Here is a 12,821-nt window from a genome sequence, read left to right on the forward strand (position 1 = left end):
AGCGTGTTCGATCCGTTGGGATCGTAGACACCGGAGGCCGCGACCGAAATACTGGACGACAGCAGCGAACCTTTCCTGATCTCAAGCCGGCCGCCCGCCTCAAGGACGAGGTCGAGTGCAAACTCGGTCTGACCTTCGAAAAGGTCGCGAACTGTGGCGGGCATCAGTGGCTGGGCGGCGCCGCTGCCCTGCATCAGCAGGTGGTGACCGTCATTTGCGACGGCCTTGTGTTGCACCTGCATGGCCATGGCAGGGGCTCCGTCAAGCGCCGCCACCAGTTTGCCGGCCCAATCGGGAAGAGGGCCGCTTCCGTCGACGGAAAGGCTGAGCGCAGGACGGTCCGGCAGCTTGAGAAGGCGGGCGATCATTCCGTCTTTCGGTTCCTCGACCGACGCCTTCAGCGTCAGCCTGTTTTCGGCTGGAACGAAGGCGATATCGGCGGTCGCCCTGGCTTGGGGATCATCCTTTCGGTGCGCGGCAAGGGTGAGGACGATATCCTGGTTATCGGCACGTCCCGAGCCGGATGCGGAAACCGTGAAGGCCCGGCCAGCGACAGGTTCGGCGATCACGATCTCCGGAAGCTGAATGTCAGCGATGTCAACCGCAACCGGAAGACGGAAAGGCTGGTCGTTTTCGGACGCCGCCGATACCGTCTCCGTGGTCGGGCGGAGATATTCGATGCTCGCTGCCCGCACGGACTGTGCCTTGAAGGTCATGCGCAGGAGGGAGGCAGGAGACCAGTCCATCTGGATTCCCCGGATCCGGGCGTAGACACCCTTGCTGTCCGAAAGCGTCACCTCATCGACCCGGAGGTTTCCCGTCAGAAGCGAGGACGGACCCTCGATGGAGACGACCCGACCCGGCACTGAGATCGCCTCGGCGACCTTGTCCGCAACGATTCTAGCTCCGGAGGGCGTGAAGCCGACGAACGCCACTGCCAGCACCAGCAGCAGGACAATCACGAACAGGATCCGCCCGACCGAGCGGAAGATGGAGCGGAGCACGCGAATCAGTCTTTTCATGTTGGGAACCTACTTCCCTCGGACAGAAACCGGAAATCGCCATTTGGGCGTGGACCGCTGCCGGGGCCAGGGATCGTCAGAACGCCTGTCCGATGCCCGCATAAATACCGTAACGGCTTCCGCCCTCATAGGGTTGCAGCGGCACGGCGACATCGAGACGGATCGGGCCAAAGGGTGTGGCATAGCGCAGGCCGATACCGGCACCGGCACGAACATCGGAAAAATCCGGGAATGCCTCGTCGGAAACGGTCGCCGCATCGATGAAGGGCACGACGCCGATCGTTTCGGTGACGTTGACCCGCGCTTCGAGCGAAGTCTGCAGGTAGGAGCGTCCACCCGTCGCCTCGCCCTTGGCGTTCCGAGGCGAGATCTGCTGGTAGGAATAGCCGCGGACCGAACCGCCACCACCGGCATAGAAGCGCCGGTTGACCGGGATGTTCTCCAGGTCCCCTCCCCCGACGATCGTACCGGCAGACACCTTGCCCGCAAGCACAACTCCGTTGTCGTCTCCGAAACCGTAATAGCCGGAGCCCGAGGCCTCGAAGGAGGAGAAAATGTTGCCTTCCAAGGCCTCGTAGCTCGGCTTTGCATTCACGATGGCGCGATAGCCGGAGGTGGGGTTGAGCTTGTCGTCGCGCGCATCCCGCTCGAACTCGACCGGTATGGAAAAGGTCAGGTAATCGTTGACGCCGAAGGCATCTTCCGTCTTAGCATAGCTGATCTCGCCGCCACCTGTAACCTTGTCGATATCGTTGATCTCGTAAGTCAGACCGGCGGCGGCGGTAACGGTCTTGGCCTCGTAGGATTCAGGCGCTTCCATCTTGGCCTTGAGGCTCGCATTGAGCGTGATCGTCGGCAGGATGAACCCCGGCTTCGAAAAGAGAATGCCGGCCGAGTAATCCAGCTTCTGCACATCCGTGGTTTCGCCGAGACGGCTGACAGCGCCTTCGATGCGCAGAGATTCCGCCCGGCCGAACAGATTGCGATGGCCCCAATAACCCTGCACGCCGAAGCCGTCGATGGTCGAATACTGCGCCCCGACGCCAAAGTAGCGATGCTTCCCCTCCGACACCTTGATGTCGACCGGTATGCGGCCGTCGTCATCGAGAGCCTGCGCCTCGCGTATGGTAACGCTGGAAAAAACGCCGAGCTTGCGCAGACGTTCGGAGGCTTTCGTGAGCGCTTCAGGCGAATAGGGCCTGCCATTGTTGAGCAGCGAATAGGTGCGGACGAAATCCTCGTCCACCGTTTCCGTTCCGGTGACCCGCGTTTCACCGATCGGGGCAATGGGCCCTCCCTCGGCGGAAATCGTCACGTCGACCGTGTTCGTCTTGTGATCGGCAATCACGTCCCGACCCGTCAACTTGGCCAGGGGACGCCCTTCCTTCTTGAGCTCGTTCACCACAAGCTCGCCCGCCTTGATGATGGCAAGGGAGCCTGCATCTGCGCCAGCACCAAGCCCGAATGCCTCTGGCGCAAATCGCGATGCGTCTCCAGCAAAGGTCACGCGACCGAGGGAGAATTGGGCTCCCGGATCGACGCGAACATGCACAGGCACAGGCTGCGAGCGGTTAAAGGCGGGATTGGGCGGAAGCTCTGCCAGATCGACCCCATTGACGGTGACATCGACCACTGCGCCGTAACGGGCGTTTTCGTAGAGGACAGCCAGCAACCTGTCCCGATCGTCACGCGCCTTGATGGCAACGCCCAGATCACCCGAAACCGGATCGTCCTTGTCTGCCACGAGCTGGGACGCGCCTTCGAGTTTTTCCTTGAGATCGTCGTCGCCGCCCGCGACGTCCAGGGTGACGCTGTAGCGCACCGGATCGAGAACCTGCTGCTCGGGCTCGTCGCTTTCGAAGAACTTGTAACCGAAGATGGTGAATGCCTCGGCTGGCAGCACGCCGAGCGACAGAAGCGCGGTTCCGGCCGAGAGGACCAGAAGAGCCTTCCTGACCCGTCTACCGAGGGGTCTTTTCGCGTCATACGAATGGTTGTGCATTACGCCATACTACAAGATGTCACGCCCGGCATCATGCACCCGAAGCATTGCCCCAGGGTTAACCGAGGCTTGCGTCATATCATTAAAAATCGGTGTCGGGCACCTTTTGGCGGAAAAAACTTTGCCGGAACGAAAAATCCCGGGCTTTTGGCCCGGGATCTCCGTCGCGATGAAACGCAAATTAGTAGCGCGGGCAGTCGTCGATGTAGCGACGGCCGTAACGGTCGCGATAGTAGCACTGGCCCGGCTGTTCGGACACGTGGCCGATCACGGCACCGGACACACCGCCGATGGCCGCACCCACGGCTGCGCCGCGAACGTCACCGGTGATTGCGCCGCCGAGGATCGCACCGCCGGCCGCGCCGATAGCCGCACCCTTTTCGGTCTGCGAGCAGCTTGCTACCGACAAACCAACCAACAGAAGAACGATGGCCTTTTTCATTGAACTCTCTCCAATTTTTCTTCGTCTGATACGCCAACTCCGGGTATAGCCGCCCCCCGACATTGCCGCAGCCAGGACAATCTTGATCATACATAAGCTACCGGACCGGGCAATATGGCCGGTTGAATCTTTAACTTGTACCGGATGCGAAAGTTCCCGACCGTTGCGCCTAAGCCCATAAAAAAACCGCCCCTACAAAAGTAAGTGTTGATACGTGAGCGAAAAAGACAAATGATGCCGTTGCGCCAGGGAGAGGCGCGAGGAGGAACATAAATGGCGAAAGTGACACTGACGGTGAATGGCCGGACAGTGAGCGGCGACTGCGAGGACAGGACGCTGCTCGTGCATTTTATCCGGGAGAAACTTGGACTGACGGGAACGCATGTCGGCTGCGACACCAACCAGTGCGGCGCCTGTGTCGTGCACATGGACGGAAAGTCGGTCAAGAGCTGTTCCATTCTTGCCGTCCAGGCATCCGGTTCCAGCATCACGACGATCGAGGGCCTCGCACAGAACGGCGAAATGCATCCGGTGCAGGCGGCGTTCAAGGACAATCACGGCCTTCAGTGCGGGTTCTGCACCCCGGGCATGGTTATGACCGCGGTCGACCTCATCAACCGTCACGGCAATTCCTTGACCGAAGAGACGGTCCGGGCAGGCCTGGAAGGCAACATCTGTCGTTGCACCGGCTACCACAACATCGTGAAAGCCGTTCTCTCTGCTGCTGCCGAAATGGGCACCGCCCGGCAGGCCGCCGAATAATCCGACAAAGGGCGCCGGCCGCCGGCCGGACGTGAATCATTCACCAGATACCCCATTGGGAGGAAATCATGGGTGTTGAAGGCATTGGTGCGCGCGTGACCCGCAAGGAGGACAAGCGCTTTCTCACCGGCAAGGGCCGGTATACCGACGACATGACCGTACCGGGCATGAAATATGCCTATTTCATTCGCAGTCCGCACGCGCATGCCCGCATCAAGGGCATCGACAAGTCCGCCGCGCTGTCCATGCCGGGCGTCATTGCGGTTCTGGATGGCAAGGAACTGAAGGCAGACGGGATAGGCAACCTCATCTGTGGCTGGATGATCCATTCCAAGGACGGCTCGCCGATGAAAATGGGCGCATGGCGCCCGCTTGCGGACGAAACGGTCCGCTATGTAGGTGATGCCGTTGCCATCGTGGTCGCGGACAGCATGGGCGAGGCACGGGACGCGGCAGAAGCCGTGAGCGTAGACTATGACGTGCTGCCAGCCGTGATCTCTTCCGTCGACACGCTGAAGCCGGGCGCTCCCCAGCTTCATCCGGAAGCTCCTAACAATCTCATCTTCGACTGGGAAATCGGCGACAGCGCCGCCGCGGATGCGGCCCTTGCCAGTGCAGCCCACGTCACCGAGATGGAGATCATCAACAACCGCCTGTCTCCCAATCCGATGGAGCCGCGCGCCGCGCTCGGCATCTATGACGAGGCGGAAGATCACTATACCTGCTATACCACCAGCCAGAACCCGCATGTGGCACGACTGGTGATGAGCGCCTTCTACAACGTGGCGCCGGAACACAAGCTCCGCGTGATTGCGCCAGACGTCGGCGGTGGCTTCGGATCGAAGATCTACATCTATCCGGAAGAAATCGTCTGTCTGTGGGCTTCGAAGAAGACCGGCGTTCCGGTAAAGTGGACGGCCGATCGAACCGAGGCGTTCCTGACGGACGCCCATGGTCGCGATCATGTCACGAAGGTGAAGCTTGGCTTCGACAAGGATCACCGCATCACCGGGCTCAAGGTCGATACCATCGCCAACCTCGGCGCCTACATGTCGCTCTTCTCCTCGGTGACGCCCACCTATCTGCATGCGACGCTGTTCTCCGGCCAGTACGTGATCCCGGCGATCCATGCGAATGTCCGGGCGGTCTATACCAACACCACACCCGTGGATGCCTATCGTGGCGCGGGGCGTCCGGAGGCGACTTACGTTCTCGAGCGGCTGATGGAAACCGCCGCACGCGAACTCGGCGTTTCGCCCGCGGAGCTGCGCCGCAAGAACTTCATCACGACATTCCCCTACCAGACACCGGTCATTCTCACCTATGACGCCGGCGACTACGCAGCCTCTCTCGATGCTGCCATGAAGGCCGCTGACTGGGACGGCTTCCCGGCTCGCCGGGCGGAGTCTGAAAAGCGCGGAATGAAGCGCGGCATCGGCATGAGCTGCTACATCGAGGCCTGCGGCATCGCCCCGTCTGCAGCGGTGGGCTCTCTCGGTTCCGGCGTCGGTCTTTGGGAATCTGCGGAAGTGCGTGTCAACGCGGTTGGCACGATCGAGGTGCTGACCGGTTCCCACAGCCACGGCCAGGGACACGAGACGACCTTTGCGCAGCTGGTGGCAGACCGTCTCGGCGTGCCGATGGACAGCGTGGCCATCGTGCATGGTGACACCGACAAGGTGCAGATGGGGATGGGCACCTATGGCTCGCGCTCCGGCGCGGTGGGCATGTCAGCCATCGTCAAGGCACTCGACAAGGTGGAGGCGAAGGCCAAGAAGATCGCGGCCCACCTGATGGAGGCGGATGAGAGCGACATTGTCGTCGAGAACGGAACGCTGAAGGTGGCGGGGACAGACAAGTCGCTGCCCTGGTTCCAGGTGGCTCTTGCTGCCTACACGGCGCACAATCTTCCCGCGGGCATGGAACCCGGGCTGAAGGAAGGAGCCTTCTACGACCCCTCCAACTTCACTTTCCCCGCCGGTTGCTACATCTGCGAAGTCGAGGTGGATCCCGAAACCGGGAAGACACACATCGTGCAGTTTGTCGCCGCCGATGACTTCGGCAACATCATCAACCCGATGATCGTCGAAGGCCAGGTGCATGGCGGGATTGCGCAAGGTGTCGGACAGGCACTGCTGGAGGGTGTTCATTACGATACCTCCACGGGCCAGCTTCTGACCGCATCCTACATGGATTATGCCATGCCGCGCGCGGATGACCTTCCGTCCTTCCAGGTGTCGCATCAGTGCACCCCCTCGCCCAGCAACCCGCTCGGGATCAAGGGTTGCGGCGAAGCAGGTGCCATCGGTTCGCCGCCGGCGGTCATCAATGCAATCACCGATGCGATCGGCAACAACGATCTGACAATGCCGGCCACACCGCAAAAGGTTTGGGCTGCATTGAACGCGGCCCGCTGAGAAGGAGGACAGTCATGTATGCGACCAACTATCATCGCGCCTCCTCCGTCGAAGAGGCAGTAAAACTCGCAACGGACAATGGGGACGCCAAGTTCGTGTCCGGCGGCCAGACGCTGATTGCCACCATGAAGCAGCGTCTCGCGTCGCCGAGCGATCTGATCGACCTCCGCCACGTGGCCGCCCTCAAGGGCATCGCCGTCAACGGGCGCAGCGTTCGCATCGGCGCTGCGGTCACCCATGCCGAAGTCGCGGCATCGGCAGAGCTTCGCGCCGTATGCCCCGCACTTGCCAATCTCGCTGGAGGTATCGGCGATCCGCACGTCCGCCATCTCGGCACGATTGGCGGCTCCATCGCCAACAACGATCCGGCGGCGGACTATCCTTCCGCCATGCTGGCACTGGATGCGACCATCGTCACCGACCGTCGCGAGATTGCAGCATCCGACTTCTTCCAGGGGCTTTTCACGACTGCCCTTGAAGAAGGCGAGATGATCACCGCCATTCGGTTCGAGGCACCCGAGAAGGCAGGCTACGCCAAGTTTCCGAACCCGGCGTCCCGCTATGCCATGACAGGCGTTTTCGTGGCCCGCCGCGGCGGTGCTGTCCGTGTCGCCGTGACCGGTGCCGGTGCTGATGGCGTCTTCCGCCATGAAGGGCTCGAGCTGGCCTTGAGTGGCAATTGGGCACCGGATGCGGTGGGCGGCGTCAGCATCGATCCGACGAACCTGATGTCGGATCTCCACGCAAGCTCGGAGTACCGCGCAAACCTGGTGAAGGTCATGGCAAAACGGGCGGTGGCATCCACCCTGTGAAGGCCTGAATGTTGCCGGCCGGGAGGTGAAACTTCCCGGCCGGAAAAAAGATAACAAGTACCAAAAATCGTTCTTACAATTGTCATCGTCGTTATATTTTCGTTAGCCGACCATTGCTACCTTTCGCACCACTACTTCTTGGGGGTGCATGACGCACACTCCTTGCTGCATGACGCAGACGTTGTACTGCCGCTTTCCCAAAAGAACAGGTTTACAAGGATCGGGTGTCGATGTCAGAGGTGAGTGAGTCCACCGTAAAGTCCAGTGTCGAAGATCGTCTTGCGTTCATGCAACTAAGCGAGTCGGGTCGCAGTGAAATACGGTCGCTGAAGTCTGTCGTGGAACGGGAACTGCCGCACGGGCTTGATCTATTCTACGATCAGTTGCGCAAGACGCCGGAAGTCAAACGCTTCTTTTCTTCTGAAGATCATGTCACGCGCGCAAAGCTCGCCCAATCCAGTCACTGGGAAAACATCGCAAATGGGGACTTCAGCGCGAACTACGTCACCAAGGTCAAGACAATCGGATCCGTTCACGCAAGGATCGGTCTCGAGCCTCGCTGGTACATTGGCGGATACGCCATCATCCTCGACCACCTGATCAAGGAAGTGGTCAGGCAGTACGCCCCCAAAGCGGGCCTGTTCGGTTCCCGGGGCACGGCTCCCGATGAGCTCGGCAGCATGTTGGGCTCGCTCGTCAAGGCGGTCATGCTCGACATGGACCTCGCCATTTCTGTCTACATGGAAGAAGCAGAGGCGGCCAAGAAGAAAGCCCAGGCGGAAATCATCGAGCAGGAAAGGAGCATGGTGCGCCAGGTCTTCGGCAAGGCTATGAAGGCCATTGCGGCAAAGGAGATCGGCTACCAGATCCAGGACGCTTTGCCGGAGGCGTATGAGCCGCTGCGTGCCGACTTCAACCAGGCGCTTCAGGAGTTGTGCCAGACGATTACCGGAATAGGAGATGCGTGCCAGGGCATCAGCGGAAGCGCCAGCGAACTGCTCGACGGGGCAAACGATCTGTCGCGGCGAACGGAACAGCAGGCTGCATCCATCGAGCAAACGGCAGCCGCTCTGGAGCAGATCACCACCACCGTCCGGGATTCCAGCCGACGTGCGGAAGAAGCAGGCGCTCTCGTCGCCAGGGCGAAGAGCGATGCGGAAATCTCGGGTCAGGTCGTGGAGAAAGCCGTCATTGCAATGGGGGCGATCGAAAATTCTTCCCGGGAGATATCCAACATCATCGGCGTCATCGACAACATCGCCTTCCAAACCAATCTGCTGGCGCTGAACGCCGGCGTGGAGGCGGCGCGCGCAGGTGAAGCCGGAAAAGGTTTTGCCGTAGTTGCACAAGAGGTCCGGGAACTGGCGCAAAGGTCTGCGACGGCCGCGCGTGAGATCAAGCAGCTGATCACGAATTCTGGCGAGCAGGTGAAATCCGGGGTATCTCTCGTCGGCGAGACCGGTCGGACGCTCTCCTCCATCGTTGAACAGGTCAGCGAGATCAATCGCCATATCGGTCACATTGTGGACGGCGCGCGCGAACAGTCCACTGCGCTTCAGGAAATAAGCCACGCCGTGAACCAGATGGATCAGGCGACGCAACAGAATGCCGCGATGGTGGAGCAATCCACCGCCGCAAGCCACTCGCTTGTCCAGGAAGTCACGCGCATTTCCGGGTTGCTCAGGGAATTTGCAACGGGCGTCTCCGAACTCCGGGCCAGCCACGGCGCAAGCCGGATATCGCGGGCCGCTTGAAGACACTCCGCGATGAAGGGTACCCGACAATCTGCAACCGGATACAGGAAGCGTCCGGTTGCTTGATATGAATCAAGTTTGCACCGGCTCCGGGCGTGTAAGTTCCCAATCAGCAGAATCGGCAGAGCCCGGTTCTTTTGCCGCACCCAAGGTCAAAACCCGGTGAAAGGGGTTGACGGGCGGAGCGGCAGAAATCAAAAGGTTGAAGGCCGGGACACCACACCGGCACGCGTCTGGAGCATTTCATGGATTTCGAGGCATTTTTCAAAGGCGAGCTCGAAGGTCTTCACCAGGAAGGCCGTTATCGTGTGTTTGCCGATCTGGAACGTCAGCGCGGGGCCTTTCCGCGTGCCACGCGCCATACCGCCGATGGTGCTTCCGATGTGACCGTTTGGTGCTCCAACGACTATCTCGGCATGGGCCAGCATCCGCTGGTGATCGAAGCCATGAAGCAGGCGATCGATCACTGTGGCGCGGGTGCGGGAGGCACCCGGAATATCTCTGGGACCAATCACTACCACGTTCTTCTCGAGCGCGAGCTGGCCGATCTGCACGGCAAGGAATCGGCGCTGATCTTCACATCCGGCTATGTTTCGAACTGGGCAACCCTCGGCACGCTCGGTCAGAAGATTCCCGGCCTCATCATTTTTTCCGATGCCCTGAACCATGCCTCCATGATCGAGGGCATCCGCCATGGCCGCTGCGAGCGGGTCATCTGGAAGCATAATGACGTGGCCGATCTTGAAGCAAAGCTCGCTGCGGCTGATCCCAACGCCCCCAAGCTGATTGCCTTCGAATCCGTCTATTCCATGGATGGCGACATTGCCCCCATCAAGGAAATCTGCGATCTGGCCGACAAGTACAACGCCATGACTTACCTCGACGAGGTGCATGCCGTTGGCATGTATGGCCCGCGTGGCGGCGGCATTGCCGAGCGCGAGGGTCTGATGGACCGGCTGACGATCATCGAAGGCACCCTTGGCAAGGCCTTTGGCGTCATGGGTGGCTATATTGCCGGCTCCGCCGCGGTCTGCGATTTCATCCGCTCGTTTGCATCGGGCTTCATTTTCACCACCGCGCTGCCGCCTGCGCTCGCAGCCGGTGCTGTTGCCTCCATCCGTCATCTGAAGGGTTCCCAGATGGAACGCGCTCGGCACCAGGAGCGTGTTCGCCGCTTCCGCCAGATGCTGGATCAGAAGGGAATTCCGCACGTCGACAATCCGAGCCACATCGTGCCCGTGATGGTGGGCGATGCAGCCAAGTGCAAGTGGATCTCGGACATCCTGCTGGATAGCTACGGCGTTTACGTTCAGCCGATCAACTACCCGACCGTTCCGCGCAAGACCGAGCGCCTGCGTTTCACGCCGACACCTCTTCACACGGATGCTGACATGGAGCACCTGGTCTCGGCCCTGCACAGCCTGTGGTCCCGTTGCGCCCTCGCCCGGGCTGTCGCCTGAGCGGCAGGCATGCGTCAGTGAAAAAAGCCGCCCGGAAGGCGGCTTTTTTCATGCCTCATCGAGCCATTGCACGAAGCCTCTCGCCGGCCCTGCGCCGGGCTTCTGCGTCGATCGCAAAGACCTGGTCGATATCCAGCGCCTCACCGGCATCGATCATGTCCTCCATGACGGCTTCCGCGATTTCGGCCATGTCGAGAAAGCCGATCCGTGCCTCGACGAATGCCTCGAACGCCGTCTCCTCTGCAGCGTTCATGACCGCGCTTTGCAGGCCTCCCCTCTCGAGTGCTCGCCGCGCAAGGCGAAGCGCCGGGAAGCGGTCCTCGTCGGGCGCTTCGAAATCCAGCCTCGACAGCCGAGCGAAATCGAGCCTCTCGACGGACAGCGCGGGCCGATGGGGATAGGCCAGCGCATAGCCGATTGCTGTCCGCATGTCAGGGCAGCCCAGCTGCGCCAGAACCGATCCATCCGTGTAGCCGACCATGCTGTGAATGATCGATTGCGGGTGAACCACGACCTCGATCTGCTGGGGCGATACATTGAAAAGATGCTTCGCCTCGATCATCTCGAGGGCCTTGTTGAACATGGTCGCGCTTCCGACCGATATCTTCATGCCCATGGACCAGTTGGGGTGGCGGGCGGCCGTTTCAGCCGTAACGCCAGCCATCTGCTCCCGCGTCCAGGTGCGGAAAGGACCGCCCGAGGCCGTCAGGACGATCCGTTCCAGGGCATGGCGCTGGTGCTCCTCGAGCACCTGGAAAATGGCATTGTGCTCGCTGTCGACAGGGAGCAGTCGTCCGCCCCCCTTCCTGACGGCGTCCACGAAAAGATCCCCTGCCGTGACCAGGCATTCCTTGTTCGCAAGAGCAATGTCGGCCCCGCGGCGCGCTGCCGAAAGTGTAGGCGCGAGACCGGCCGTTCCGATGATGGCAGCCATGACCATCTCGGCCGGGCGATCTGCCGCCTCGATGAGCGCGGACGGTCCCGCACCCGCCTCGATACCGGTGCCGGCGAGCGCCTGCTTCAGAGCGTCATAATGAGCCTCGCTGGCCGTCACTGCCATGCGAGCACCAAATGCGCGTGCCTGCTCCGCAAGAAGGCCGATGTTGCCATTGCCCGTCAGGGCTTCGATCTCGAAGGCCTCGCGTCCGCCGAGCTGGCGCACGACATCGAGCGTATTCTGACCGATGGAGCCCGTCGAACCGAGTATGCTCAGGCGGCGAGGCGAACCGGGAACGTTCATTCTGTCTCTTCCTGTAACCTTTTCGGTTCCCTCTAAAGCCTTTGTGCCCCGGCAACAAGCCGCAGCGGCCAGGGATGTCAGATGGCAGTATAGCCGCCATCGGCCATCAGGATCGTCCCGGTGATGAAACTCGCCGCATCCGAAGCCAGAAACACCACCGCATTGGCAATCTCCTCCGGCTCGGCAAACCGGGCCATCGGCGTCATGCGAATCCAGGTCTTGTAGCACATCTGGTTCTTCCGGCCCGCAAGGGTCATGTCGGTGGCGACATATCCCGGGGCAACGGCGTTCACCCGGACCCCATGACGGGCCCATTCGGCGGCAAGCGACCGGGTGAGCTGATTGACGCCGGCCTTGCTGGCATCATAGGCGGTCTGGGACTGCGGCACCGCGGCCACGTCTCCACAGATGGAAGAAATGTTCACGATCGAGCCCTTCCGGGCCTTGACCATGTGGCCTCCGAAGGCCTGCATGCACAGGAAAGTTCCACCAAGGTTGACGTTCACCACGTCCTGCCACTGCGCATGCGTGAGATCGGCAAACGGAGTGTTGCTGACGATGCCCGCATTGTTGACGAGGATATCCGGAACATTCTCCCGGCAGATGTCGTCTGCCACACGGCGAACATCCGCCTCATCCGTCACATCGAGCGCTATGAAGCGGCTTCGGCCCGGATGCATCTCCTCCATGGCGCGAAGCGTTTCCTCACCTTGCCGGTGATCGCGGTCAAGAAGAATGATCGACGCCCCCGCCTTCAGAAAGGCCTCGCCGATCGACCGGCCTATACCACGGGCTCCGCCCGTAATCACGGCAGTCCGGCCAGCAATCTCAAAGGCGTTAAGCATCGTCATCCGGATGGAAAGAACTCTCAAAGGTTTATGAAGCTCTAACCACTTTTCCGAGCGAAACC

Annotated in this window: 9 protein-coding genes; 5 read left to right on the plus strand and 4 right to left on the minus strand. The window is 60.9% G+C overall.

Going from position 1 to position 12,821, the window contains the following annotated elements; translation table 11 throughout:
• Positions 1-1,098: 1,098 nt before the first annotated feature.
• Both GGR23_RS11690 and GGR23_RS11695 read right to left on the minus strand, forming a co-directional pair.
• Positions 1,099-3,024, minus strand: a complete 1,926-nt coding sequence (locus GGR23_RS11690; RefSeq protein WP_183366467.1) for an autotransporter assembly complex protein TamA — start codon at positions 3,022-3,024, stop codon at positions 1,099-1,101.
• 181 nt (positions 3,025-3,205) lie between these two features.
• Positions 3,206-3,466, minus strand: a complete 261-nt coding sequence (locus GGR23_RS11695) for a glycine zipper domain-containing protein (protein ID WP_183366468.1) — start codon at positions 3,464-3,466, stop codon at positions 3,206-3,208.
• A 273-nt stretch (positions 3,467-3,739) separates the two neighbouring features.
• On the opposite strand from GGR23_RS11695, the gene GGR23_RS11700 reads away from it, so the two are divergent.
• The 5 genes from GGR23_RS11700 to hemA all read left to right on the plus strand — a co-directional run bounded on the left by GGR23_RS11700 (position 3,740) and on the right by hemA (position 10,671).
• Positions 3,740-4,228, plus strand: a complete 489-nt coding sequence (locus GGR23_RS11700) for a (2Fe-2S)-binding protein (RefSeq protein ID WP_183366469.1) — start codon at positions 3,740-3,742, stop codon at positions 4,226-4,228.
• 68 nt (positions 4,229-4,296) lie between these two features.
• On the plus strand, positions 4,297-6,645 hold the full coding sequence (locus tag GGR23_RS11705) for a xanthine dehydrogenase family protein molybdopterin-binding subunit (RefSeq protein ID WP_183366470.1): 2,349 nt from the start codon (positions 4,297-4,299) through the stop codon (positions 6,643-6,645).
• Positions 6,646-6,659: 14 nt separating this feature from the next.
• Positions 6,660-7,457, plus strand: a complete 798-nt coding sequence (locus tag GGR23_RS11710; RefSeq protein ID WP_183366471.1) for an FAD binding domain-containing protein — start codon at positions 6,660-6,662, stop codon at positions 7,455-7,457.
• 230 nt (positions 7,458-7,687) lie between these two features.
• Entirely contained in the window at positions 7,688-9,211 is a 1,524-nt protein-coding gene (locus GGR23_RS11715) for a globin-coupled sensor protein (RefSeq protein ID WP_183366472.1), read from the plus strand.
• A 245-nt stretch (positions 9,212-9,456) separates the two neighbouring features.
• Positions 9,457-10,671, plus strand: a complete 1,215-nt coding sequence (hemA, locus tag GGR23_RS11720) for a 5-aminolevulinate synthase (RefSeq protein ID WP_183366473.1) — start codon at positions 9,457-9,459, stop codon at positions 10,669-10,671.
• A gap of 55 nt (positions 10,672-10,726) precedes the next feature.
• On the opposite strand, the gene dxr is transcribed toward hemA, so the two are convergent.
• Together dxr and GGR23_RS11730 are read right to left on the minus strand one after the other, a co-directional pair.
• Positions 10,727-11,911, minus strand: coding sequence for a 1-deoxy-D-xylulose-5-phosphate reductoisomerase (gene dxr / locus GGR23_RS11725; protein ID WP_183366474.1), 1,185 nt, complete (start codon positions 11,909-11,911; stop codon positions 10,727-10,729).
• 77 nt (positions 11,912-11,988) lie between these two features.
• A complete protein-coding gene (locus GGR23_RS11730; protein ID WP_183366475.1) occupies positions 11,989-12,756 on the minus strand; it encodes an SDR family NAD(P)-dependent oxidoreductase in 768 nt (255 codons plus the stop codon).
• Between the last annotated feature and the right edge of the window lie 65 nt (positions 12,757-12,821).

The organism is Gellertiella hungarica (genome assembly GCF_014197145.1).
Classification (GTDB): Bacteria; Pseudomonadota; Alphaproteobacteria; order Rhizobiales; family Rhizobiaceae; genus Gellertiella; species Gellertiella hungarica.